This is a genomic window from Lactobacillus helsingborgensis (assembly GCF_003173695.1).
Classification (GTDB): Bacteria; Bacillota; Bacilli; order Lactobacillales; family Lactobacillaceae; genus Lactobacillus; species Lactobacillus helsingborgensis.
Genome location: NZ_CP029544.1, coordinates 135,798 through 161,856 on the forward strand (window position 1 = coordinate 135,798; position 26,059 = coordinate 161,856).

General features: G+C 37.2%; 24 protein-coding genes, 2 tRNA genes, 2 pseudogenes and 1 riboswitch. Of the genes and pseudogenes, 16 read left to right on the forward strand and 12 right to left on the reverse strand.

Annotated features, from left to right (window positions below; genetic code table 11):
- Positions 1–14: 14 nt before the first annotated feature.
- From DLD54_RS00640 to DLD54_RS00660, 5 genes are all read right to left on the reverse strand, one after another.
- Positions 15–824 (reverse strand): DUF4097 family beta strand repeat-containing protein, encoded by an 810-nt coding sequence (locus DLD54_RS00640; RefSeq protein ID WP_109917886.1) that lies wholly within the window; start codon positions 822–824, stop codon positions 15–17.
- Between the two features lie 2 nt (positions 825–826).
- Entirely contained in the window at positions 827–1,471 is a 645-nt protein-coding gene (locus DLD54_RS00645) for a DUF1700 domain-containing protein (protein WP_109917887.1), read from the reverse strand.
- A complete protein-coding gene (locus DLD54_RS00650) occupies positions 1,455–1,778 on the reverse strand; it encodes a PadR family transcriptional regulator (RefSeq protein WP_038520749.1) in 324 nt (107 codons plus the stop codon). Before DLD54_RS00650 ends, DLD54_RS00645 begins: the two co-directional genes overlap by 17 nt.
- 156 nt (positions 1,779–1,934) lie before the next feature.
- The gene (locus tag DLD54_RS00655; protein WP_109917888.1) at positions 1,935–3,020 is read right to left on the reverse strand and encodes a DUF4097 family beta strand repeat-containing protein; all 1,086 of its coding nucleotides are present in this window, start codon (positions 3,018–3,020) and stop codon (positions 1,935–1,937) included.
- Between the two features lie 94 nt (positions 3,021–3,114).
- Positions 3,115–3,990: an alpha/beta hydrolase gene (locus tag DLD54_RS00660; RefSeq protein ID WP_109917889.1), complete on the reverse strand. Its 876-nt coding sequence runs from the start codon at positions 3,988–3,990 to the stop codon at positions 3,115–3,117.
- Between the two features lie 204 nt (positions 3,991–4,194).
- Here DLD54_RS00660 and DLD54_RS00665 point away from each other — a divergent pair, with 204 nt between their 5' ends.
- Complete coding sequence (locus DLD54_RS00665; protein ID WP_158593302.1) at positions 4,195–4,704, forward strand: zeta toxin family protein; 510 nt, start codon at positions 4,195–4,197, stop codon at positions 4,702–4,704.
- Positions 4,705–4,777: 73 nt separating this feature from the next.
- Here the strand turns inward: DLD54_RS00665 and DLD54_RS00670 are convergent.
- A tRNA-Lys gene (locus tag DLD54_RS00670) sits at positions 4,778–4,853 on the reverse strand.
- A 268-nt stretch (positions 4,854–5,121) separates the two neighbouring features.
- A tRNA-Lys gene (locus DLD54_RS00675) sits at positions 5,122–5,194 on the reverse strand.
- A 140-nt stretch (positions 5,195–5,334) separates the two neighbouring features.
- Here DLD54_RS00675 and yycF point away from each other — a divergent pair.
- The 12 genes and pseudogenes from yycF to DLD54_RS00730 all read left to right on the forward strand — a co-directional run bounded on the left by yycF (position 5,335) and on the right by DLD54_RS00730 (position 19,146).
- Complete coding sequence (gene yycF, locus DLD54_RS00680) at positions 5,335–6,051, forward strand: response regulator YycF (protein WP_038520760.1); 717 nt, start codon at positions 5,335–5,337, stop codon at positions 6,049–6,051.
- Positions 6,052–6,112: 61 nt separating this feature from the next.
- Positions 6,113–7,966 carry a cell wall metabolism sensor histidine kinase WalK gene (walK, locus tag DLD54_RS00685; RefSeq protein ID WP_038520763.1) on the forward strand — a complete coding sequence of 618 codons (1,854 nt, stop codon included), beginning with the start codon at positions 6,113–6,115 and terminating at the stop codon, positions 7,964–7,966.
- Positions 7,947–9,290 (forward strand): two-component system activity regulator YycH, encoded by a 1,344-nt coding sequence (yycH, locus tag DLD54_RS00690; RefSeq protein WP_179853379.1) that lies wholly within the window; start codon positions 7,947–7,949, stop codon positions 9,288–9,290. Before walK ends, yycH begins: the two co-directional genes overlap by 20 nt.
- Before the next feature lies 1 nt (position 9,291).
- Positions 9,292–10,119 (forward strand): two-component system regulatory protein YycI, encoded by an 828-nt coding sequence (locus DLD54_RS00695; protein ID WP_109917891.1) that lies wholly within the window; start codon positions 9,292–9,294, stop codon positions 10,117–10,119.
- A gap of 14 nt (positions 10,120–10,133) precedes the next feature.
- Complete coding sequence (locus tag DLD54_RS00700; protein ID WP_038520772.1) at positions 10,134–10,931, forward strand: MBL fold metallo-hydrolase; 798 nt, start codon at positions 10,134–10,136, stop codon at positions 10,929–10,931.
- 65 nt (positions 10,932–10,996) lie between these two features.
- Positions 10,997–12,205 carry a S1C family serine protease gene (locus tag DLD54_RS00705; RefSeq protein ID WP_109917892.1) on the forward strand — a complete coding sequence of 403 codons (1,209 nt, stop codon included), beginning with the start codon at positions 10,997–10,999 and terminating at the stop codon, positions 12,203–12,205.
- Positions 12,206–12,697: 492 nt separating this feature from the next.
- On the forward strand, positions 12,698–13,177 hold the full coding sequence (gene rlmH, locus DLD54_RS00710) for a 23S rRNA (pseudouridine(1915)-N(3))-methyltransferase RlmH (protein ID WP_046326576.1): 480 nt from the start codon (positions 12,698–12,700) through the stop codon (positions 13,175–13,177).
- A 76-nt stretch (positions 13,178–13,253) separates the two neighbouring features.
- Positions 13,254–14,234 (forward strand): LacI family DNA-binding transcriptional regulator, encoded by a 981-nt coding sequence (locus DLD54_RS00715; RefSeq protein WP_046326577.1) that lies wholly within the window; start codon positions 13,254–13,256, stop codon positions 14,232–14,234.
- 115 nt (positions 14,235–14,349) lie between these two features.
- On the forward strand, positions 14,350–15,762 hold the full coding sequence (locus DLD54_RS00720; protein ID WP_109917893.1) for a family 43 glycosylhydrolase: 1,413 nt from the start codon (positions 14,350–14,352) through the stop codon (positions 15,760–15,762).
- A 19-nt stretch (positions 15,763–15,781) separates the two neighbouring features.
- Positions 15,782–17,200: pseudogene (locus tag DLD54_RS00725) on the forward strand (PTS transporter subunit EIIC); the annotation flags it as partial.
- 57 nt (positions 17,201–17,257) lie between these two features.
- A pseudogene (locus tag DLD54_RS08935) lies at positions 17,258–17,689 on the forward strand (PTS sugar transporter subunit IIA); the annotation flags it as partial.
- Between the two features lie 41 nt (positions 17,690–17,730).
- Entirely contained in the window at positions 17,731–19,146 is a 1,416-nt protein-coding gene (locus DLD54_RS00730; RefSeq protein ID WP_046326579.1) for a glycoside hydrolase family 32 protein, read from the forward strand.
- A gap of 39 nt (positions 19,147–19,185) precedes the next feature.
- Here DLD54_RS00730 and DLD54_RS00735 read toward each other — a convergent pair whose 3' ends face one another.
- Both DLD54_RS00735 and DLD54_RS00740 read right to left on the reverse strand, forming a co-directional pair.
- Positions 19,186–19,839: an energy-coupling factor transporter transmembrane component T family protein gene (locus DLD54_RS00735; RefSeq protein WP_109917894.1), complete on the reverse strand. Its 654-nt coding sequence runs from the start codon at positions 19,837–19,839 to the stop codon at positions 19,186–19,188.
- An 11-nt stretch (positions 19,840–19,850) separates the two neighbouring features.
- Entirely contained in the window at positions 19,851–21,209 is a 1,359-nt protein-coding gene (locus DLD54_RS00740; protein WP_109918985.1) for an ATP-binding cassette domain-containing protein, read from the reverse strand.
- A gap of 39 nt (positions 21,210–21,248) precedes the next feature.
- A riboswitch (TPP riboswitch) is annotated at positions 21,249–21,339 on the reverse strand.
- 157 nt (positions 21,340–21,496) lie between these two features.
- Here DLD54_RS00740 and DLD54_RS00745 point away from each other — a divergent pair.
- Positions 21,497–22,441 (forward strand): AraC family transcriptional regulator, encoded by a 945-nt coding sequence (locus DLD54_RS00745; RefSeq protein ID WP_109917895.1) that lies wholly within the window; start codon positions 21,497–21,499, stop codon positions 22,439–22,441.
- 33 nt (positions 22,442–22,474) lie between these two features.
- Here DLD54_RS00745 and htpX read toward each other — a convergent pair whose 3' ends face one another.
- From htpX to DLD54_RS00760, 3 genes are all read right to left on the reverse strand, one after another.
- On the reverse strand, positions 22,475–23,371 hold the full coding sequence (gene htpX, locus DLD54_RS00750) for a zinc metalloprotease HtpX (RefSeq protein ID WP_109917896.1): 897 nt from the start codon (positions 23,369–23,371) through the stop codon (positions 22,475–22,477).
- Between the two features lie 16 nt (positions 23,372–23,387).
- Positions 23,388–23,948: a LemA family protein gene (locus DLD54_RS00755; protein WP_038520788.1), complete on the reverse strand. Its 561-nt coding sequence runs from the start codon at positions 23,946–23,948 to the stop codon at positions 23,388–23,390.
- Positions 23,949–24,062: 114 nt separating this feature from the next.
- Entirely contained in the window at positions 24,063–25,163 is a 1,101-nt protein-coding gene (locus DLD54_RS00760; RefSeq protein WP_109917897.1) for an SLC13 family permease, read from the reverse strand.
- Positions 25,164–25,352: 189 nt separating this feature from the next.
- Here DLD54_RS00760 and DLD54_RS00765 point away from each other — a divergent pair, with 189 nt between their 5' ends.
- Both DLD54_RS00765 and DLD54_RS08835 read left to right on the forward strand, forming a co-directional pair.
- A complete protein-coding gene (locus DLD54_RS00765) occupies positions 25,353–25,712 on the forward strand; it encodes an iron-sulfur cluster biosynthesis family protein (protein ID WP_109917898.1) in 360 nt (119 codons plus the stop codon).
- Positions 25,713–25,886: 174 nt separating this feature from the next.
- Positions 25,887–26,027: a hypothetical protein gene (locus tag DLD54_RS08835; protein ID WP_109917899.1), complete on the forward strand. Its 141-nt coding sequence runs from the start codon at positions 25,887–25,889 to the stop codon at positions 26,025–26,027.
- Positions 26,028–26,059: the final 32 nt, after the last annotated feature.

A 26,059-nucleotide genomic window follows, 5' to 3' on the forward strand; every position in this document is an offset into this window, starting at 1 on the left:
AATTTACTTGCCCACTAATTAATTAAAATATCGCCATCCATACTGGTAACTTTTAGTACGGGTTTATTTTTAACTTTTTTTGCAAAATGGTTGGAATGGTAAGAACCTTTAAAAATAATTTTATCATCCGAGTGATTTGTCAATACATAGTTGATCTTCGGCGCGTTTGACATTGAAAAGTCGCCGTCATTCAATATAACTGAGCTGTTATTTAGTATTTGAGAATCGCTAATCTTAACATCGCCATCATTTAGTTTTAGTGAACTACGTGAAAAAGTCGATTGATTTACTTTGAGGTCACCGTCATTTGAATTTAGGTCAAGGTTTTTCGCAGTAAGCTTATTAATCAAGATGTCGCCATCTTCTATTGTCAAATTGATGCGGGGAACATTTAAACTGTTGATATAAAAATCGCCTTCTGCACAAAAACCAGTTATCTTTTTCACTGCGTTTTTAGCGGGAAGATAAACATCAACGCTGTAATAACCATCGTTATAATCATGTTCAGGCTGATCCGAAATAGTGAGCACATTATGCTCAACTTTAGTTTTTATTTTGTTGATGTCTGCTCCGTGCCCACCTCTAACTACCACTTTGAACTTGTTAATATCCTTAAGTGAGATTCGGATATCGGGTCTGTAACAGGCTAACTTGATACTGTCGAACTTTTTTACGTAAAAAGTCTTGCTTGCATTATAATGAGCGTGTTTACCATTATAATCATGTGATGGGTTATCATTTAATCTAAATACGACTAGAAGAACGAGACCAATAAGTACTATCAGTCCAAAGATTAGCCCACAGATTTTGTACAACTTTTTCATTTTTATTTATCCTCATTAGTATTTTTTTCAGAACTCGTCTGAAAGTAATTTTTCTTAAGCAGATTTTTACCTAAGTTTCTAATAATTTGGGTACACTTGGCAATCAAAATTTGGCCTAGTTTGACGATAAACGGGAGTAACAGCAGGATGACACCGATACAAATTAACGATTTACCTAAGTAGATGCAGCCTGTTGGCCAGTTACTGGTGAATAGAAGGGCCAGTGACCTAAGAAAGTTTAGACCGCCACCAACAAAGAATTTGAACAAAAAGGCTACTAAGGCGAAAAATAAGCCAAAGAAAACCGCCAGTAAAAAGAAGATCACGAATAAAATTGCCAAAATGAGCGGGATGCCGATTGGTGCAGCACAAATTCCCAACAGAATATACCAGCTTGCTTTTAAGTTTGACTTAGGAGTCTCAGGTTTGGCGGGAGCAGAATCTTCTTTGGTTGAATAATCGGCCATAATGTTAATTGCCAGCTGCTTGGGAGTTCCTAGTTCAGTATCAATTGTTGAGCGTCGAACAAAATCACCATCTAACAAAAATTCACGATAAAACTCAACGACATCTTCACGATCTTTTGCAGGTAAATCGACTAAGTTTTGTTCAAGTTCGGAAATATAATCATCAATTACTTTGGTCATTTTGTCCTCCTAATACTTGATTAACTCTTGCACTAAAATCTAGCCATTCATCTTGTATGGTTTTTAATAAAGTTATGCCATCATCGGTAATGTGATAATAACGCCGGTTACGACCTTGATATGGTTCATCATAAGTTGTTAAACAGTTATTTTTCTTTAGTCTGCGTAACACTGGATAGATAGTTGACTCGGAGATGTCAAAAATCTTTTGGACATTTTGCGTCAAAGCGTAGCCATACAGATCATCTTGTTTTAGAAAAGCTAAAACTGCACCATCTAGCAAACGAGTTGGTATTTGAATTGCCATGCTTTGCCTCCCTTAATATTATATGATATATAATATTTTAATTTAGGTTTTACACATTAGCAAGTACTAAAAAGAAATTTTTATTAACTGTCCCGAAAAAAGAAGAAGCTCATAAGAGCTTCTTCTTACTGTATTGTTTTAAAAATTTGAACTGCTTTATTTGATGACTATATCCCCATCTCTGACAGATGCTTTTAGTAAATCACCTTGCTTGGTTTGGCTGGTAAACTTGTTGCCAATACTGGAATTATGATAGATAATGTCCCCATCTTTAACGTCTAATTGTACACCTGTATCATGAGTGATTTGGTGTAAATTCAAATCGCCGTCTGCCATTCTAATATTATTTTGGTGCTCGAGTTGAGTCTGGGTGATATTAATATCACCATCGGCTGCTTCAAGGTTGGAGTTTATATGACACTGTTTGATCTCTAAATCTCCATCACGTGTTTGCACAATTGCCTGTTTGATAATGCTGCGTTTAAAACTGCTGTCGCCATCATGGATTCTGCTTGATAGTTGGGCAATTTCTGACTGTGTAATAAAGTTGTCGGAGTTTTTTCCAGAAAAAATCACTTCACCAGTAACATGAACGTTATTTAAATATAGGTCCCCTGTACGCAGATTAAATGTAATATTATCGAGCTGCAGGTTTTGCACCATTATGTCACCATTACGGCTGTGACCACTAATTTTAGCTAATGAGTCTTTTTGCGGAACTGTGATTTCTACCCGACTGGCACTTGTGAGCCTGTTAAACATTACCACATGATTTTTTTCTTTAGCAATACCTTCCTTAATCAAAAGTGTTTGCTTCATTAAACTAACTTCTATTGGTCTGCTGCTATAATCCGCTACCAATACCTGAAATTTATTCCCTAAATGGATAATGATGTCTGTGCTATGCACTGCCAGCTGGACTTGATCAAAACCTGCAAATGAAAGTACACGTTCTCTGCGAGGATATTTTTTAACCCGTAACCCGTTAAAATAATTGTCACTGGCGTGGGGATTGTTTGCAGAAGACATAACAGCAGTTAAGAACTTAACGTAATCTTGTTTAATTTCGTTAGCCAAGCTGTTAGGCGTTCCCAGCTCTTTAATGATTTCTTCTTTTGTTTGAAAATCACCGTCCAGCAGAAAAGTCCGGTAAAAGTCAAGCGCATAACGCTGCTCAGAGTCAGATAATGTTGACAAGTTTGAAGCTAATTTTGCAATAAAATTTTCAATTACTAGTGTCATTTTTATTGTCCTATTACTAAAATAATTATCGCTTTTCTTTTATTATACGCTATAATTTATGAAAAAAATATTAAAAATGATTATAGTTTAAAGATTAGTTTGACCATAAAAACTGGCCAATATAGCGGTCCACTTTTGAATTTTCATGCAGTTGACTATGTTGGCCCTTTGCACCCTTAATTTCAATTTCGCGGTAATTAACTTTTCCCCTTAATAAATAGCGTAAGGACTGAGCAGAGACACAGCTGACATCATCATCAGAATTAGTGCCGTCTTCTTTATTGCCATAGATATTCAACACAGCAGCTTTGCTGGGAAAATTATGACGTTCTTTTAAAAGAGCGCGGTAAGACTGGGTCATGTATTTTGGCCTGCCGTTATGTAAAAGGTAATTATGATTAGGTTGATCGTCTATGCCGATAATACCATTAAACGGCGCGCCCAGATTAACCTGCTTTTTTAATTGGGGCAAACCTTGTTTTTGACCATATTTCAGTTGATAAGAAAGAGTCATTAAATTGCCCATTGAATGAGCAACTGTATTATAGTGCTTAATATGATATTTGTGCTGCAAAGACAAGATGAGGTTATGAAACCATTCTCTAGTCACAAGGTAATCGCTATTTTTGTTGTCCGTTAAAATTACCTGAATAAGTGGTCGCTTAGTTTGCGGACGCCAATACCCTTGCAGGTTAACTTTGCCGGCAGCAGAAATTCTGGCTGTTAAAACTTTATGAGCACCATTATGTTTTTCTGCAAAGGCAATCATGCTTGCAGTCGAATGTGCTCCTGCACCATAGCCATGTAAGTAAATCGTGGGCGTAGCTTCAGCACGCCTTGCTTTTTGCAAGTCGTATTTAGTTTGCGGTATAGCTGGTTGAGAAGTAGCTTGCTTGCGCAGCCCAATTCCAACAATTACTATCAGCGCTATACAGAAAATAATAATAATTAATAGTCGTTTTTTCTTCATTTTTTTTGCCTATTTTACGAATTTTTGCCGTCAACTAATTATAATAAAGAGCAATTAAGGGATAAGCAACTAATAGCCTTAATAATGTCTTAAGCATTTCATTTTAATATGGAAGTTTGTTATGAAAATTAATAGTATAAAAAGAGCGCAACCTAAGAACAATTAAAAATGTTCGCAGTCACTTTTACTACTAGGAGAAAATTAATGCAACCAATCTTTATCTTAATTAGAGGCAATTCAGGTAGTGGCAAGAGTACTTTAGCTACCAGCTTGCAAGAATATTTTGGCTATCAGCAGTGTCTGCTTTTACACGAAGATATATTACGACTAGATATTTTACATGCTAAGGAAAATATTTCGGGACCAACAGCTAGTCTAATAGAACTAATGACTATTTTAGGAGGAGAATATTACCCGATCACCATTTTGGAGGGAATATTACCTAAAAGTATTTATGAACCAACTTTAACTAAATTGATACATAGATTTGGGTCTGGTGCCTATGTTTATTACTTGGATGTTCCTTTTGCGCAAACCTTGATTAATAATAGTCAGAAGCAAAATCCGTTCCCCACAGAAGTTTTACAAAAATGGTGGCTTGAAGATGATACATTGGGAATCAATGAGCGTAAATTAACAAATGGCACGGTAAGCGAATTGACAAAACAAATTTTGTCAGATATTCAAATTGGGACAAACAAAAAAGACGACTAATTAGTCGTCTCTTTTTTATTTGTCAAAAAGGTAATAAAAAAAGCACCGACTACTTGCAGTGCTATTTTTATTATGGTGGGTGGCCAGGGGCTCGAACCCTGGACCCACGGATTAAGAGTCCGTTGCTCTGCCAACTGAGCTAGCCACCCGTCATTATTTCTGTTGACCGTTAATTATGATAACAATTAATTTATTTTTTGACAAGCCTTTTGTGCAAAAAACTTATTTTAAAAAGTGTTACGGCCTTTTATGCTTAATAAAATCCATAAAAGCTTAAAGATTGACGTGTGATAGATGTATGTTATCATTGTTCAGCCGTAATAATTAGTCTAAAACAGAATACGTCATTTCTGTAGCCAGCATCTTTTTGACAAACAAAAAGGAAGCAACCAAGTGATTGCTTCCTTTAATAATCAATGGGTGGCCAGGGGTTCGAACCCTGGACCCACGGATTAAGAGTCCGTTGCTCTGCCAGCTGAGCTAGCCACCCATAAGCGTTGTATTAAATAACCAACGAAAACTATTATGCTATTATTTTAAAGGAATTGCAAGTTTTTTTATTAAATTTTGATGACTTTTTTGGCTAATAAACTAAAAACCAGTATAATGATAACAAAAGGGGGCTTTTCGATGTCAAAGAAAATTCTCGTTGTTGATGATGAAAAACCGATTTCTGATATTATTAAATTTAATTTGACCAAAGAGGGTTTTGACGTCGACACTGCTTATGATGGTGAAGAAGCCATCAAGAAGGTTGACGAATACAATCCTGACTTAATGATTTTAGACTTGATGCTGCCTAAAAAAGATGGCTTGGATGTAGCACGTGAAGTAAGACAAACACACGATATGCCCATAATTATGGTTACGGCTAAAGATACTGAAATTGATAAAGTTCTAGGTTTGGAAATGGGCGCAGATGATTATGTGACCAAGCCTTTTTCTAACCGTGAATTAGTGGCACGGGTAAAGGCTAATTTGCGTCGGCGCAATATTGTTAAAAAAGATGAGAGTGCTAACGAGGACGCTTCATCCAAGAATATTACCATTGGCAATCTGGTAATTATGCCAGATGCTTATATTGTTGAAAAAGAAGGTAAAAAGATTGAACTTACTCACCGTGAGTTCGAATTACTTTATTATTTAGCCCAGCACATGGATCAGGTGATGACTAGAGAACACCTTTTACAGACGGTTTGGGGTTATGACTACTTCGGTGATGTTAGGACAGTTGATGTTACAGTTCACCGTTTACGTGAAAAAATTGAAGATAACCCAATTCAACCGCAGATTTTAGTGACTCGTCGCGGTGTTGGCTATTATGTAAAACAGCCTAATGAAGACTAATAAAGAAAGCCCGCAATGTTTAATAATGCGTGGCTTTCTTTTTATTTAATTTTGCGAAACCATGAAAAAAATCAAAAACAAGTTTAAACACTTAACCATTTCTATTAACACTACTTTAGCCATTGTATTTATGGCGACGATTATTGCCACAATTGAAGTAATCGGCGCTTATTTTACGCGTCAATTGGAACAAAACAGTATTGAAAACTTTCAATCTTCAATTCAGGTTTTGCCCATTGTGTCGAACCAGCTTTCAAATCAATTGCTAAAAGATAATAAACATACTGATAGCAATTTAAACAGAATAGTAAATGATTACAGCAACGGCGTGGGCACGATTAGCGAAATCATCGTTGTAGATAATAAGGATATTATTCGTGCAGTTTCAAATTTAAATGATAAAAACCGCATTGGTCAGCGCGTTAACAATACTATGGTTAAACAGGTCACTTCAACTGGCAGACAGGCAACTAAAGTTGTTAATGACCGCGGGGACTATATGATTCAAGTCACACCTCTTAGTGCCGGCAACGGTTCTGCTAATACCGTTGGCGCCATCTATGTGCGCGCGTCAATGCAAGGGGTTTTTAACGATTTGCGTAACATTTCACTGATGTTTTTGGTTACTTCGTTGATTGCGGCGGTAATGGGAGCGATTTTGTCCTTAGTTGTTTCCCATGCTATTACTAAGCCGATTGAAGAAATGCAAAGTCAGGCACTTAATATCGCCGATGGCGATTATTCAAGTCAGGTAAAAATTTATTCAAACGATGAGTTGGGCCAACTAGGACAAGCCTTTAATACCCTATCAGTTAGAATTGAACGTTCTCAAGAAGAATCTGAAAGTGAGCAGCGCAGGTTGGACAGCGTTTTATCGCATATGAGTGACGGCGTCCTGGCTACTGACAGGCACGGCAACGTTAATGTTGTTAATCAAATGGCGCTTAACTTCTTAAATACTACCGACGATGAAATTATTAATAAGCCAATCGCTAGTGTATTAGGGTTAGAAGAATCGTCGCAAGACTTAATTGGCAGTCAAAAAGGGATAGTTATTACAATCAATAAGGGCACGCGCGATGAAGTGATTTTACATGCTAGCTTTTCTCTGATTAAGCGGGTTACCGGCTTTGTGTCCGGTAGCGTTTGCGTATTGCATGATATTACTGAGCAGCAGAAAAATGAAAATTCACAAAAGCAATTCGTTTCTAATGTTTCCCATGAATTGCGTACCCCACTTACAAGTTTGCATGCGTATATTGAAACTTTAAATGAAGGTGCTTGGAAAGATCCTAAGATTGCCCCTAAGTTTTTGCAGGTGACGCAAGAAGAAACAGAGCGCATGATTAGAATGATTAGTGAACTGCTTAGTCTGTCACGAATGGATAGAGGAGTTTCAAAAGTTGATTTGGAGTGGGTTAACTTTAATGATTTTGTCGCTCATATCTTGGATCGCTTTGATATGATTGTAAAAACCGATAAGGCAGAAAATAAAAAATATACGATTGAGCGGCACATTGGCAAACAGGCATTATGGGTAGAAATCGACACGGACAAGTTTGCCCAGGTAATTGATAACATAATGAATAATGCGATTAAATACTCACCTGATGGGGGTAAAATTACGGTTAAATTACATTCTGAACAAAACCGAATTGTGCTTAGCATAGCTGATCAGGGGTTAGGTATTCCGCGTGAAGATCTTAATAAAATTTTTGACCGTTTTTACCGCGTTGATAAGGCCCGCTCTCGGGCTCAAGGCGGTACGGGATTGGGTCTTGCAATTGCCAAAGAAATTGTGGAAGAACATCATGGTCATATTTGGGCTAACAGTAGTGAGGGCAAAGGGTCAACTTTCTATATTTCACTGCCGTATGAGCCAATGAGTGAAGGAGATGATTGGGATGAAGTCTAAATTTAAACTCGGTGACGCTTTACTTTTAATAGGAACGTTAGCAGTTTTTATTCTTTCAATCGTTCTCTGGATTTTCATCATGACTAATGACCAGTATTTTCATCACATTAGTCAACCAAGTAGAGTGACTGAGCAAGCCAAAAACCGGCGGGGACGCATTGCTTCTAATCTTTATATTCCTACCAACTCTTATGGCTTTAGAGATGGTCAACTCTACCGTTTGTATGATTCTAAGAAAAATCTGCCGCTAGAATTTATTAAAGAAATGAAGGGCGTTAAGTTTCGCAGTATTAGAAAAAGCAGTACGGGTAAAAAAGAATATGAAGAAATGCTGCATGATGAAGATTGTGTTCAGCTCAGTTTTCCTAAAGAGGTCAGCGTCAATCTGTTCACTAAGAAAAAAGTTAGAGAAAACGATGAAAGATTTAGACGTATTTTTGTCACCAGTAGCGACGATTACCTTTATTTAGGCAACGATAAGACCAATACTATTTACCGCGTTAACTTGATTAAAGCCGACTTTACCAAATTACGTGACTATGCCGGCAGAGCTCGGGGCAAAATTCCGGTTGAATTCGTCCGGCTTAAAAATTGTTATGAAGTCTTTTTTACTAAACAAGACCATTGGCGCATCTACAGCTACCTGACAAATACGCAAACCGATTCTTATTTTGTTTCCCGATTATTAGGTACTACTAGTGTGACTACCCGTTCTAATAAAAAAGGCTGGACCACGTATTCTCTCAACTACTATACAAATTTACGTGTTCCTAAAGCCAAGAGTGATAGGCATGATTTTCATTATACCCGCTTTGAAAAGCAGAAAGATTTGTCACTTAATGAACGTTTGTTAGAAAGTGTTGATTTTGTTCATAAACTGGGTTTAAGTGAGCAGGATCTGCGGTATTTTGATACGATTAATGACTCCATGAGTTATGTGAACTATATTGAAGGAATACCTGTTTTCTGGGATGAAAGCAGTCCCCAAGTCACTACTACCTTTACCGGCGACGCAGTTAAAGTTGACTTTAACAATACCGATTTGCAAATTCCCATACCTTTTGACGGGCAGACCAAGACTTTGCCTACTAGTGCAGCAGTGATGCAGAAACTCTTGAATGCTGGTATGAAAGAAACAGAGATCCAGCGTATTATTGTCGCGTTTCGGGTGGAAAAGGATAACTCTCATGATCATCTGGTTAACCTCATCCCCGGCTATTACATAAAAGCTTATGACCAATGGAAAAGTTTAGCCGCTTGGGAAAAAGAAGATTTTTCCGGCTTAAATAAATATAATGAAACATTGCCGAAAGAAGGAAAATAAGATGGACCGAAAAAGAATAGAATGGTTATTTTTCATTATCTTTCTCTTAATTGATATTTATTTAGGCATTGAGATATGGCGCTCACCTATTAATTTAAGCAGTACCCCGGGAACAACGGCAACCAGTATTCGGGCTGAAATGCGAGCTGATGGCATTGACGTTCCTTTACACATCTCGCGCAAACAGCAGTCTGGCTACTATTTAGCTGTTAAAAACCGTGATTATCTTTCTCGCAAAAGCGGCGGTTTAACCCAAGTAACAACGCATTATTCCAAAAGCGATAATTCGTTAACCGGAACGCCCAAGTCTATGATTTTGCTTAATGGCAACCGTAAAAAAATCATGCAGCAGTTGGAAGAATTTAAGAATGAACCTGCCAATGTTCCTTATGGTAAAGAATTTAAGTTTGAGCCCAGCATGTCAGGAGATAATACGTATTGTTATGTGCAAAATACTGATTATGGTCGTATCTATGACAGTGACGCCCAATTAACAATTAATGTGCGCAATGACCAGATTATTAATTACACTATTTCTTATATGGGACCAATAAAAGCGGTGCGTGAGCCACAATTGATTATTAGTGCTTGGCACGCTGTTAAGGCAATGTATACTGATAGAGAAATTGTTAACAATTCCAAAGTTATGCAAGTTAGTTTGGGATATTCCAAGTTAACCGATGTTCGCGGCAGTACGATCTTGCTGCCAACTTGGCTAATTCAAGTTGAGAATAAAACCACTAAAAATATTACCGTTAAAAGAGTTAATGCATTTACAGCACAAATTTTGCAAGGTAGCTCTTATAATGTTAATGTACAGAAAAATTAGAAAGGGAAAACACAGTGCAGGTTTCTGTTTTAGCTAGTGGTTCGACTGGCAATACCAGTTTAATTGAAACCGACCAGCATAAAATTTTAATGGACGCTGGTTTATCCGGTAAAAAAATAAAGTCTTTGTTAGCAGAAGTTGGTGTTGATATTAATGATATTGACATGGTCTTTTTAAGCCACGATCATTCAGACCATAGCAAGGGACTAGGTGTTTTAATGCGGCGCTATCCCCAAATTGCCGCATTTGCCAACAGCGGCACCTGGGAATATTTAACCGAAACTCAAAAAATTGGGCAAATACCAGTTGAACAAATCAACGTGATTGAACCGGGACAGACTAAAACGTTTGGCGATTTAGACGTTACGGCTTTTGCTACAAGTCATGATGCCGCCGAACCGCAATATTATGTTTTTACTAGTGGCGGCAAGCGTATGGCTTTTTTGACAGATACAGGTTACGTTTCAGGTAAAGTAAAAGGCGTCATTAGCGATGCTGATGCTTATTTAATGGAATTTAATTATGATGACATGATGCTGCGTAACGGCCCGTATTCATGGGGCTTAAAGCAGCGGATACTGTCGGATGTAGGACATTTGTCAAACGAGGACGCGGGTCAAGCGTTGCTAGATGTAGTAACAAGTAGGACAGAGCATATTTTTTTAGCACACAGAAGCCAGCATAATAATACGGCTAAATTAGCTTATGATGCTGCTAAAAAGATCATGATTAACGGCGATGCTAACTTACCCAGTGATGTTAAAATTGTTCTGACTGATCCGGTTCAACCAACTAATTTAGTACAAATTTAAGAAAACTTTTTATCTTTTTTCAAGATTTGTTAGTATAGTAAACAAAGATGTGTAAAGGAGACTGAATGATGTATAATCAAAACTCTGGTCATCAGCAGCATGGCATTGTTAAGACTGTTATTATTGGCTTAGTAGCGGGACTAATTGGTGGTGGCGCCTCGTATGTGGCTCTCGATCAAATAAATAATGCAAATATGAACAACAATGCGCAAACCAGTATTAGTTCAAGCAGCGCGAAGACTTCCAAAAATAGTGCCAAAACCAGTGGCACAATGACACCTGCTTATAATGACGTCAAAGGTGCAGTAGTATCCGTAATTAATATGAAAAGACAGTCAAACAGCAATAACTCTTTGTTTGATATTTTCGGCGATGACGACAATGACAATAAGAGTAAAGGAAAGCTGCAAACTTATAGTGAAGGTTCTGGAGTAATTTACCAGAAAGCTGGCAATAAAGGCTATATCGTCACTAATAATCACGTGGTTTCAGGTAGCGATAAAATACAAGTGATGCTTTCTAATGGTAAAACGGTCAACGCCCGCATTATTGGTACGGATGCAACAACAGACCTGGCAGTTCTTTCAATAGACAGCAGCTATGTTACTCAGACAGCCGAATTTGGCGATTCTAAGAGCTTACAAGCCGGTCAAACCGTAATTGCGGTTGGTTCCCCTCTTGGTAGTGAATATGCCTCTACGGTTACCCAGGGGATTATTTCAGCTCCTGCACGTACCATTACAACTTCATCTGCTAACCAGCAAACTGTTATTCAAACTGATGCAGCTATTAACCCAGGTAATTCGGGTGGTGCATTAGTCAATTCTGCCGGACAAGTTATTGGGATTAATTCAATGAAACTTTCTCAATCAAGTGATGGTACATCAGTTGAGGGTATGGGCTTTGCGATTCCTTCAAATGAGGTAGTCACAATTGTTAACCAGCTGGTTAAGAAGGGTAAAATCGTTCGTCCACAGCTGGGAGTTAAGGTCATAGCTTTGCAGGGCATTCCGTCCAGCTACAGAAAACACCTTAATATCAAGTCTAACCTCAAGAATGGTATTTATGTTGATTCGGTTACCAAGCACAGCGCAGCTGCAACAGCAGGAATTAAAGCGGGTGACGTAATAATTAAAGTTGACAACAAGGCTGTCTCTGATGTTGCTTCGTTACACAGCATTTTGTATAATCACAAAGTCGGAGATAAAGTGACTTTAACCGTTAACAGAAACGGCAAAGAAATTAATTTACAAGTAAAATTACAATCGGATTAGCTGAATTAATATTCTAAAAATAAGCTAAAAAAAGGCTATACTATGCGATTTAAAACATAAGTATAGCCTTTTTGTTAATAAAATTAGTGGGAAACAAAATAAGGTTCGTATTTTAAGTCTGTCAAGTAAAAAACTAGTCGTCAACCTTTGTTGACAACTGTGGAAAACTTTGTGGATTGTGCATAAAAGGCGGAAATTAACTTAGGATAAATTGTGGAAAAGCTGTGAATTGTGTGTAAATAATAGTGAAAAGTAATTAGCACAAACAGTTGTTCAAGGCTTAACAGCAGTATTTGAGGTCTAAAAGTTTGTGAAAAATAACTATGAAAAATCTGTTTGTGGGTAAAATGTTCTCAAGTAAAGTAAAAAAGTTTGCTAACCACAATTTATTTGCTTACTAAAGGTAAAGACCACAAAATATAGATTTTGCTTATACACAGCTGTGGAAAAACCAGGTGGAAACTTTGGGAATTGGGGGATAAAATAGCAATTATGAATATTAAGATTGTTTGTGTGGGTAAGTTAAAAGAAAAATATTTTAGGGCTGCGATTGCTGAGTATCAAAAAAGACTGAGCAGGTTTGCCAAAGTCCAGATAATAGAAGTGCCAGATGAAAAAGCTCCTGAAAAATTTAGTGCGGCAGAACAGGAAAATGTTAAGGAAATAGAAGGACAGAGAATTCTCAGTAAAATTAAAGCTAAAGAATATGTTTTTGTGACGGCAATTAAAGGCAAAGAGAGAAGCAGTGAAGAACTTGCTGGAGAAATAAAAGATTTGGGCACTTACGGTCATTCAGATCTTACTTTTGTAATTGGTGGCAGCCTAGGTACCAGTGCTGCCGTTAATAAGCGGGCGGATGATCTACTCAGTTTTGGCAGGTTGACTATGCCTCACCAGTTAATGCGGGTTGTGCTAATTGAACAAATTTATCGCAGCTTTATGATTAATAGTGGGAGCCCGTATCACAAGTAGACCAAATTGTCTGAATGTTGTATTTTAAAGAGTAGATAGGATTGATTTTAAATTATATTTAGGATGGAATTTTAGTATGAAAAAGATTGGAATCCGTGAAGTTGCCGAAGAAGCACAAGTTTCTACCGCTACGGTTTCACGAGTTTTAAATAATAGGGGCTATATTAGTAAAGAAACTCGTGATAAAGTCCAGGCAGCAATGAGAAAATTAGAGTATTATCCCAACGATTTAGCTCGTGCGCTTTATCAAAAAAGAACATATACAGTCGGTGTCATTTTTCCTTCAAATGTTCATCCTTTTCAAGCTGAATTAATACAGGATATTGAATATTTGTTGTCTCAAAAGGGCTACAAAATGCTTCTTTGCAACAGTCTAAATAATCCCCAAAAAGAAATTGATTATTTGACAATGCTCCGCAAAAATCAAGTAGACGGCATTATTGTTGGCACGCATAATAAGTATGTGTCTGGTTATCAAAATTCTAAATTGCCCATAGTTGCTATTGACCGTGACTTGGGTGAAAATACTACAACTGTTGCCTGTGATAATTATGCTGGTGGTAAAATGGCGGTGCAATTGTTAATTGACCGTGGGTGTAAGCAAATACTTGATATTAGGGGTGATAGTTCAGTTAAGTTGCCAGCTAACGATCGCTCAATTGCCTATTTGAATTTGATGAAAAAAAATAATTTACCTAAAAATGTTCTGGAAGTTCCATTTGTGTGGAGTGCTGCTAAAAAGAAAGAGACTATTGAAAATTATTTGCAGAAGCATCCCCAAATTGATGGCATTTTTGCAGGAGATGACTTATTAGCTTCATTAGCTATTTTTTATCTAGAGATGCATGATAAAAGAGTACCAGAAGATGTCAAAGTTATCGGTTTTGATGGGGCAAAGCAAACTCTATTATATAACCCCAGATTAACAACAATCAGACAACCAATTGGTCAAATAGCACAAGTAGCAACAGAAAAATTAATAAATAAAATTAACGGTAAAAAAGAAACAGATTGCCTTGACCTTCCTGTAAGCCTTTATATAGGGCGCACAGTGTAATAATTACCAGTTTTTTTAACTGGCTTTTTTTAATTTTATATATGTAACCGGTTGACATATGTAACGGGTTGCAGTATATTCAATAGTAAATGTAAGTGCTAACAAGGAGGAAACGATGGATTTAAAGCCGACTAATAATCAACAAATTTACTATCAACCTAAAGATGTTTGGGTAGGAGATATTATGCCTTACGCTCAGGATAGTAAGTTTTATATTTACCATCAACGAGATAAACGGATTCATGGTCCAATTACTGATCCGTTTGGATGGTCGCTTGCAACCACCACAGACTTTGTACACTACGATGATTATGGAGAGGTACTAAAGCGGGGCAGCGATCAAGACTGGGATCAATTTGTTTATGCTGGGTCTGTTTTTGAAGCTAATGGTAAAATTCATGCTTTTTACACAGGTTTTAATAAAGAATTTTTAAAAGAAGGAAAGACTTCGCAAATATTATTGCATGCCACAAGTAATGACTTTATTCACTGGACGAAGTCAAAAAATGCTTTAAAGCTTGAACCACAACCCAGCTATGATAACCGTAATTGGCGTGATCCATCGGTCATTTGGGATGATACCAAAAAGGAATACCTGCTGATTTTAGGAGCGCGTAAAGGTCAAGATAAGCATAAGTTAACTGGAAGACTTGTAAAATACACTTCAAAAGATCTAGAGAACTGGCAATTTGAGGGTGACTTCTGGGCCCCAAATTTATATACCATGTTTGAAATGCCTCAACTTTTTAAAATGGGTGATTGGTGGTATCTGGTTTATTCAGAATATAGCGTCAAAAACAAGGTTTTTTACAGGATGAGTAAAAGTCTAAATGGCCCTTGGATTAAGCCTAAAGATGAAGCTTTTGATGGTCGAGCTTACTATGCTGCCAGAACAGCATTTGACGGCAAGCGCCGAGTACTCTTTGGCTGGGTTCCCACTAAGGTTGGTCTGAATGATATGAACAATTATGAATGGGGCGGTACTTTTGTGCCACAAGAAATTTACCAACGTGCGGATAATACGTTGGGTGTACGTCCTGTTGCAGAAATTTGTGCAGCCTTTGCAAATAAAAGAGAGATTCCGCCGCAGGAATTGCAAACTACAGACACTCTTGAGGAAAAAGAACTTATTAAGGATACGGGGGAACACTTCTATTTCCATACTAAAATCAGTTTTAGCAAATCTGTTAGTGATTTTTCTATTCGACTTTACCGAAATCCTGCAACAGATGAATCTTATGAGTTTAGATTTAATTTAGATGAGAACTGCTTAACTTTGGATAAAAATCCTTGTTACAAGTGGTACCAAATGATGAGCAAGGGACTTAACAGACCAATCGATTTAAAGGCTGGTAAAGAATATGATCTAAAAGTAATTGTGGATGATAATATCCTAACGATTTATTTAGATGGTACTGCGTTAAATGCCCGCGTTTACCACAAATTTGGTCATACTTTAAGTGTGACTGTGACTAACGGAACACTTCAACTTGATCAAATTGAGTTTTCAAATGATTATCGTAAATGATAAAAAGGGATAAAAACAAATGGCAGATTATAATAAAATTGCACAAGAAGTCTTAAAAAATGTTGGTGGTGCAGATAATGTTGTTAGTGCCACTCATTGTGTTACCAGATTAAGGCTAGTCTTAAAAGATGCTAATAAGGCCGACCAAGATGCACTTAATAACATTGAGGGCACTAAAGGAGTAATTTACAACAGCGGGCAACTGCAAATAGTATTTGGTCCAGGAGCAGTAGAACAAGCTTATGATGCTTTTGTTAAAATCTCTGGGACTAAAGAAGTATCAGTTGATCAAATTAAAGATGAAGGTATCAAAAACAAAAATAAATTTCAGCAAGCCTTTAAAGTTTTTGGTGATATCTTTATTCCTATAATTCCGGCTTTTATTGGTGCTGCTATGATCTTAGGCTTAAGGTCATTGCTTGCTACTCCGGGCATGTTTGGTATGACCAAGTCACTGGCCCAACAGAGTGTGTATGTGGGCGATTTTTGTAAATTTTTAAATGTTATCGCCACTACATTTAAAATCTTGCCCGTATTAGTAATGTATTCAGCCACTAAGCGCTTTGGTGGTAATCCAATTTTGGGGATACTAGTCGGCTTTGTCATGATTTCACCTGATTTGGCTGATAGAAATGCTTTTGTCTTGGGACAAGTTCATCCAGCGTACTGGAATTTGTTTGGTCTAAAAATAGCTGCTGTCGGTTTCCAAGGCGGTGTCTTTGCGGCAATTTTAACTGCGTGGTTTCAGGCCAAGGTTGAAAAAATAGCTACTAAATATATACCTCAGGTTGTTTCGTATATACTCGTGCCTGCTGTTACTTTGTTAGCGGCCAATTTATCACTATTTCTAATTTTTGGACCTCTTGGTCTCTGGATTGGGAATATTTTAGGCGGCATTATTAATTTCCTTTATATGAAGATGAGTGCTTTTGGTGCCTTTGTCTTTGCTGCTGGATTGCAACCTTTAGTGGTAACAGGAACGCATCAAGCTATCCAGGGAATTGAAGCTAATTTAATTGTACAGACAGGATTTGATTATATTCAACCTATTTGGTCAGTTTCCATTATTGCCCAAGGCGGTGGCTGTATTGGGATGTACTTGATTTTAAAGCAAAAATCCAAAGATCGTGATATTGCTATTTCAAGTTTTATTCCTACGTTAGTCGGAATTACTGAGCCCGCTATCTTTGCTGTTAATCTTAAATACAGTATTGTGCCTTTCGTATGTTCGTTTCTGGGAGCCGGATTTGGCGGAGTTTACATGAAGCTGTTAAATGTTAAAGGTTTAGCGCAGGGTCTTACTGTACTTCCCGGTTTAACGGTTGCCAGACCGATAGGACCGTATGTTATTGGTAACCTAATTGCATTTGTTTTGCCAATTATTTTTATTCTTGTTTGGAATAAATTCAGGCCGATATTGCCGGAAAACAAAAGAAGAGTGGACCACAAAGAAAGCAAAATACTAGTTGCTACTGATGATAATTCAGTCTTAGCGCCAGTTGATGGTGAATATTTACCTCTTGAAAAAGTTAATGATGAAACTTTTTCCAAAAAATTAGTTGGGGACGGTTTCGCTATTCAACCAACTACCGGTGATATTTTTGCACCCGTTAATGGTAAAGTGATATCTGTTTTCCCGACAAAGCATGCAATTACCTTAAAGAGTGAAAATGGCGTACAAATATTACTGCATATGGGAATTGATACTGTTGATTTAGGTGGCAAAGGTTTTACAATTTTAGTAAAAGATGGTCAAGAAATTGCAGCAGGCGATCCACTGGCTAAGATGGATTTAAAAGCTATTCAAGCATCTGGTAAGCAAACAACAGTCATGGTATTATTCCCTGAATATAAAAATGGTTTTACCACAAAGAACAAGGATATAGAAGTAAATCACGGCAATTTAATTTTGCAATTAAACAAGTAAGCGAACTGAAATTTATAAAAATAAATAAGGAAGAAACAAAAATGCAGGTTCCAGCAAAAATTACTAACGAGCGATATCGCCTTAATTATCATGTCTCAACGCCTTCCGGATGGATGAATGATCCTAATGGCTGTTCGTATTATCAAGGCTACTACCATATTTTTTACCAGTATTATCCTTATTCAGCTGAAAGAGGTCCAATGCATTGGGGGCACTATCGTAGTCAAGACCTAATTCACTGGGAAGAACTGCCAATTGCACTGACACCAGACAGCCCTGAAGATGACAATGGCTGTTATTCTGGCAGTGCGATTAAAAAAGATGGCCGTTTATATCTGATCTATACTGGCAATCATTATTATGATGTGAATGATCACAGTCGTTTTTGCCAAACGCAAAATGTTGCATATAGTGATGATGGTGTTCATTTTACAAAATACAGTGGTAATCCAGTGATTGCTGTACCACCGGCTGATAACTCACAGCACTTTCGTGATCCAAAAGTATGGCAACATGGAGATTCATATTATATTATTGTTGGCAGTCAAGATAAAACAGGATTAGGTCGAGCAATTACTTATAAGTCAACTGATCTGTTGCACTGGGAATATTTAGGACCAATTGCAGTTTCTCAGGGAACTGATAATGAAGGATATACGTGGGAGTGTCCAGATCTTTTTTCACTAAATGGGCAAGATGTTCTGTTATGTTCACCTCAGGGGATTGCAGCAAAGGGTAAAAAGTATCTTAATCTTTACCAAACGGGATATTTCATCGGCAAGATGGATTATCACAAAAACCAGTTTGAACACAGAGCGTTTCAAGAACTTGATCATGGTCATGACTTTTACGCAGCGCAAACCATGTTAACACCTGATAACCGGCGCATTCTTTTTGGCTGGCTTGATATGTGGCATGCTGACTTTCCTGAACAGGCTGATGGCTGGTGTGGTGCTTTAACTATACCCAGAGAATTAACTTTAAAGAACAATCAGCTGTATATGAAACCCATTAAAGAACTGAAACAGCTGCGGCAAGAAAAAGTAATTGATGAAAAGTTGATGACTTCGTTAAAGCAGATTAATGTTTCTGATCCGCAGCATCTGGAATTGCTTTTGACAGCTGAAACTGAAGATTGGTCTGGTAGTGAGATTAATTTTATACTCAAAAATAAGCAGGAAGATTTAGTAACACTCACTTGGAACAAAGGGAATAACGAAGTGGTTTTAACTCGAGCTGATAAACCCGCAGATGATTCTCGACGCTATGGTAGATTAAGACCAAAGTCCAATCTGAAAATCCGGGTATTTATTGATACCAGTTCAATTGAATTTTTCATAAATGACGGTGAACTGGTATTTTCAGAACGATATTATGCTTCCGAAACACCTCAGATTTTTGTCAATGCAGACCAGCCAGTCAAAGTGAATATTATAGGCTATACTTTAGCAAAATAAATTAGGCCAAAGAAAAAGTGGACATGAACGTCCACTTTTTTATTTTAATGTGAATAAAGCCAAGTTTACTAAAAGAAGGATAATGATGGCTGTTAACCAGTCACTTTTTTTAATAGGAATGGGCACAATGACGGAGCGTTTAGCATTTTCCTGATAGCCATGAGATGCCATTCCTTGTGCCAGATTTTCGGCTGAATTAAGGGCCACTAAGATCGCTTTAAAATAGAGAACGGGTGACCAAAAGCTCAGGTAAACGCCGCGCATCATGCCGGCAGTCCGAATTTGTTTAACGGCTGTTTTCATTCGCGGCACAATATTGAGAGCAGCTAAAACGCCATAAGCAAACTTACTCGGTAAATGAAAGTTTTGTTCAAAAGAGCGAGCTAAGTCTGTGGCAGTGGTTCCAATTGAGACACAGTAAATCGTTAGCGTATAGACATAAACACGGCTGGATAAACTCAGTGCATTTTGCAAGTTAGGTTGCGGTGCAAACCAATATAAAGTAGCAAAAACCGTAAATGCAGCAATTAGGGGCATTAAGAGCGTTAGCAGCAAATTCTTTAATTTAATATGTTTGTAAATTAGATAAATTAATGCACAACCGATGATTAACAAATTGGTGCATAAACTGGACTTAAGGGATATTTCTAATGAAATAATTAGTGCCAGAAAAAATTTGAAACTAGGATTCATTGTTGATAGCCTCACTTATTTGTATAGCTTAAATGCTGGTCTTGAAAAACAAGATGATAGTCGCACCAATCAGCCAAATTAGTTAATTCGTGACTAATGATCAATAGCGTTTGGTTGCGGGCCTTTTGGCTTTTTCTTAATAACGTCATTACTTTACCCGCAGAAACCGCATCCAGCCCGCTAAGGGGCTCGTCAATCAGTAATACATCTTGATCAGAGATCAGCATCAGTAAAATTTGCAGTTTCTTTTGTTGGCCACCGGATAATGAGTAAACAACATGATCAAGCAAAGAATCAAGTTCAAGATAGGATAGTGTTTCATTTATTTTTTCATCCGTAAAGAAAGAATTAGTCCGGTGCTTTTTGCTCAGGTTAATTTCATCTGCCACTGAAACGTTGATGAACTGATCACTTGCACTTTGAAAAATTTGCCCGACTTTAAGCAGGTACTTGCGGGTCGCTAATTTGTTAATTTCCTGATTGTGGTAAGTGATACTGCCAGAATACGGCAGCATTTTAGTTAATGCGTTAAAAAGCGAAGTTTTGCCCACACCGTTTGCTCCTGTTATCAGGGTAGTTTTACCAGCAACAATGTTTAAATGTTCTTGCTTGAGAAGCAAACGATTTTGATAAATCCGGGTATTTTGCAGCGTAAAACAATTTGGCTCGTTTTGTTCTGGCAAAGCGAAAGAATAAGAGGCAACCGTCATACTTTTTTGTAACAGCTGTTCTTTTTCATCTGGTGCAAGTTGCACTATTTTTTTACCCTGAAATTGAAACAGGTTATCACAAATGCCCTCATAACCAGATAATACGTGGTCACTCACAATGATTGTTTTGCCCTGATCGCGCAAATGGGCTAGTTTAGCAATCAAAAACTTGCGGGCTGCAGGATCGCAACTGGCAAACGGCTCATCGAGTAAAAAAAGGTCAACATTCATTGCAATTAAAACGGCTAAAGCTACCCGCTGCTGTTCGCCGCCAGACATGGTATTAATTTTTTGATCAAGCAAATAATCAATTTGGGCAAACTGAACGGCTTCATTTAGACGCTTCTCATACTGCGCTTTGGTTAGGCATAAGTTTTCAAGTGCAAAAATGATTTCCTCACGTGGCGTTGCCATAGTGAACTGCTCACCGGCACTTTGAAACATCATTGCTGATTTTAATCCGGCTAAAGTCACAGTGCCGCTTAAGTGACCGGCAAATTTAGGGTATAAGTCTGCTAAAATTTTTAATAAAGTAGACTTGCCGCAGCCGGTAGGGCCAACTAATAATGAAAATTCTCCCGTAGGAATCTTTAAATTAATATCAGTTAATATTTGATTTTCTTTATCGTATGAAAAAGTGAGGTTCTTTAATTTAATCAATTTAGTTACCAAAAAAATCGTCAGGAGAATACCTGACGACGTAAAATCTTTCGTTTTCCCTTCGCTGGCATTATCCATAGCAGGTTCAACGGGTATATTCTCAGCCTATACGGCACCCCGATATTATTTTCATTATACCTAAAAGAATTTTTATTGTCTAGACTGATTAGTCTTGCTTTTAACGGCCTGTAATAATAATTGTGAAATAACAAAAATTTATTAGCAAGCTGCCAATTTGCTATATAATAAATTTATGAAAATAAAAAATAAAACAAGAAGGTGACGTAATGGCGGCAGTTAAGTTAGAACAATATTTGGCTAGTGTCTTGGACTCAAAAAAGTCGGACACAAATGAGATAAGAATAAAGCCGGGAAATGAAGATTTTAATTTATTCAGTGCTTTTTTGGAAAATCGGAATACTGGGATACATCGTTATCAAACTACAGGCTTAACCATTCTTTATTTGGCAAAAGGAGCAGTCAAAACCAGGATTAACGCTCAGGAACTTACTTTGAGTGCTGGTAATATTATTTTTTTACAGAAGAAATGCAACTACGAGATTTTAAAACCAAACCATAAAGATATTTTAGTTAAACTTGAATTTGACCCTAATTTAACTATGCAAGATTTTCTAGGTGATTACTCTAAACTGAATAGTGAAGAAAAGGGTCTACTTAAAAAAATTACTACAGCTTTTAATCAGAAACGCTTATTAAGTATGAGCGGCACGCCAATGTCTAAATCCGCTCATCTAGTTAAAAAAGTAATTGATGAATATCTCAATCAAAATCTTTTTGCACGCAACATAATTATGGCAGAACTTAATTTGCTCTTATTTTTAGCAATTAGAAGCCAAGACTTAGCTGCTGAAACTAGGTTGATTACTAATCATCAGTTTGCTCAAACCGAGTTAGAGCAGTATATTGATGCTCATTTCACTGATGTCAGCCTTAATGATGCGGCCAAGTATTTTGGCTTTAACCCCAATTATTTTTCAAGTTTGGTTAAACAAAAAACGGGCAAAAGCTTTATGGAACATGTTGATGAAAGACGTATGCAGGAAGCGCGAAGTTTGCTGGCACGCCCGGATATCTCTGTTAAGGAAATAATTACCCGTGTAGGTTATAGCGGCAAATCATTCTTTTATAAAAAATTTAGTGAATATTACCATGAAACGCCCGTGCAGATGCGTGCAGAACTATTTCGACAAGCAAATATCAACTTAAAATAAAAGCAGCCTTACTAGAAAAGGCTGCTTTATTTATTACATTTTTTCCAAACGTTTAATTCTATCCGCTGTCGGCGGGTGACTGTCAAATAAATGCGTAAAACTGCGTCTTTTGCGTAATGGATCCTCAATATACATTCCCGCACTGCTCGGATCGGCTTTTTTCATTGGTGCAGAACCGTCAATTTTCTCTAGCGCCGAAATTAATCCTTGAGGATTGCGCGTTAATTCAACTGACGAAGCGTCAGCCAAGTATTCCCGATTACGCGATAATGCCATTTGCGCTAAGCTGGCACAGATCGGACCCAGAATTAACACAAACAAAATAGCTATAACTTTGAAAATCACAACAATAGAACCGCCGTTGTTGTCGTCTCTATCTCTATCATCGTCAATCCACCAGATGTAGCGGCTGGCAATTCCCGATAAATATGAAATGACGCCAACCAAGACTGCAGCAATAGTAGAAACCAGAATGTCATAATTTCTAATATGAGAAATTTCATGACCTAAGACGCCCTCAAGTTCCTCACGGTTCATCATGTCAAGCAAGCCTTGTGTCACTGCTACAGCAGAATGGTTAGGATCACGTCCTGTCGCAAAGGCATTGGGACTAGGATCGGCAATGATAAATACACGCGGCATCGGCACCTGTCCCACAAGTGCCATGTCTCCTACAACATGCCAAAGTTCTGGATTATCCTGCTCATGGACTTCTTGGGCATGATTAAGACTCATTACCATGTTGGCTGGGTTAGGCAAGACAATTAGCATATAAATGATACTAAAAATGACGGCAATAACTAACCCCAAGACGGGCCGATCACTAAAAAGATAACCTAAGCCTGCCCCTACAAGTGCCAAAATAATAACAAACAGACCCATAATACCAACGGTCTTACGCTTATTGCAGGCAATTTGTTGAAATAACATAAAAATAACCTAGTATTTAAAATTTAACTTTAGGTACTTCTTTTTCCGACTCGTTAGTTTGTAAGTAATCAACTTTCTTAAAGCCGTGAATATGAGCAACTATGTTGGATGGGAAAGTTAAAAGTTTTTGATCATATAAGGCAGCTGATGAATTGTACAGTTGTCTGGAATAAGCAATCTTGTTTTCAGTGTTAGTTAATTCTTCTTGCAATTTCAAGAAGTTTTGATTTGCTTTAAGATCAGGGTAATTTTCTGATAAAGCAAAAATTGACTTAAGGGCATCGGAAATTTGGTTAGAAACCTTCAGAGTTTGAGCATGGTCATCGCTAGGAATATTTGTTAACTGGTTACGCAAATGAACAACGTTTTCTAAAGTTTCTTTTTCGTGTTTAGCGTAACCTTTAGTAGTTTCGACCAAGTTAGGGATTAGATCATTACGCCGCTTCAATTGTACGTCGATCTGGCTCCAAGACTCATCGGTGTAAACCTTGGCTTTTTGTAAACCGTTGTATACTGCAATGTAAACTATAACTAATAAAATAGCAATTATTACAATTATCCAAGTTAAACTGATCATAATTTTCCTCCTTAATTTATATCACTCAATTATAACTGATTATGAAGCTTTTGAATATAAAAAAGAAGCTTATGCTATTTCTCATTAGCAAAGCTTTACTGATATTATTTATTATTAAATTAATAAAAGACCCCAGCCGGCAACGGTTAGAACCAGCAGACCAATAAACTGCATTAAGGACCATTTCTTGAAGAATTCTCCTCTTGAAACTGTGGCGTTTTGGGTAAATGTTTTTAATACCAGCATGTTAGCCATTGAACCGATTGGAGAGCCAAAGCCGCCGATATTGGAGCCGAGAAATAATGCCTCCGCGTATGGCGTAAACTTACCAACTAAAATAGTTGCAGGAACATTGCTGATAATTTGACTGGAGATAATCGAGGTAAAGTAGGTCGAGCTTTCCGAATTGATCATTGTGTGAATGATACTGACAATCATCGGAATCTGTTGAATATCACTAATAAAAATAAAAAAGCAGGTAAAAGTTAATAGCAGAGCAAAGTCTACTTTAAGTAAAATTCTGGGATTGATTAATAAAGCCAGTATAATTGCCACAATCATCGGAATGGCAACGTTAATTACCTTAAAGACCCCTAAGAAAAATAGGGCAAAAACCGCAGTCGTAATGATTGTCGGTCTTAAACTAATATTAATTTGTTTAATGTCTTGCCGCGGAATCTCTTTACGAGGAATGAAGTGAAAAATAATAAACGTGATGATCAGCGCCATTAATAGATATGGCAATGACCATGAGAAAAACTGCAGGGCGTTAACAGAATATTTGCTGACCAAAAAAATATTGTGAGGATTACCCCACGGTGTAAAAGCAGCACCAATATTTGCCCCCATCCCAATTAAAGTAACGGGCAAGATTTGAGGCAAATCACATCTTTTGGCGATATTCAAATACAAGGGAATTAATGTAAGCGCTGTTATGTCGTTGCCAAGAAACATCCCAGCAATAATTGCTAAGAGTGTAAACAAAATGTTTAATTTCTGCATATTGTCGGCAATACTGGTCAATTTATACGCCAACACGTCTAACACGTGCAGGTAGGCGTATATTTGAATAATGATTAGCATCGCGGCAACTGAAAATATTGTATGAAGGTTGATATCTTCAAGCCGCGGTCTAGCAAAAAAAAGACTGATAATCGTTATTACAAAAGTAATCTGCAGGATTTTATCACTAAAAACCTTTTTCAAGACGGTCATAAAATGTCCCCTTTCACAAGTTACAATCATCTATAATCGCTATATACATTTTGACCTTTTTTCCTCGTATTCGCAATAATAAATTTTCATATTGAAAATGCTCTTTTACTATAAACATATTTTTTGACACTATAACTTAATATATCCTATACTTGAGAAAATTGCTAAGGTTTAGGAGGAAATATTAAAATGAGTGATTCCGAATCAGTAAAAATGAATGTTAAATCAAGTGCTGCTGATAAGATTAGAAAAAGTGTGAAAGATGGACAAGTTGTTTTACTTTCATTAAATGACGGTTCTAACAAATATTCTAACATTGCTGGCAGCTGTGCTGCCGGTACTCGTTTTCAATTTGTAGTTTTGGATAAGCAAGATCCGGAATTTTCAATTAAAGTTGAAAATAATGCCGGCTTGGATTTATACACCAGTCCTGCAGAAATGCAATATTTAGGCAACAACTTGGTTGTTGATGAAAAGAATGCAGCTATTAGTTTAGCTGATGACAGTGGTGTAATTGATGCAGCTATGACTGTCAGTGAAAATAATTAGTGTAATAAACTAATAATATCTAATTAAAAATCACCTAATTTTTTAGCGGTCTCATTGAGGCCGCTTTTTTGCTCAAACCAAAAAGTCACACTCAAAAAGCGTATCTTGCTTCATTCTAGCTTAAGTGGTAAACTATATAAGATTTTCGAAAATCTTGAAAGGAAGTATAGTACTATGCGTAAAGGTGAGAATTACAACACTGGTTGTGAGCCAAACCAAAGACCTAAGAACAAGAGAAACGGCAAAAAACGTGTTGCGCACGTAGCAGCAGTTGTTGCTTTCTTGAACAAGGCCAAAGCAGACGAAAATAAATAGTCTGTTTTTAATTAAGACTAAAGGGTGGATGA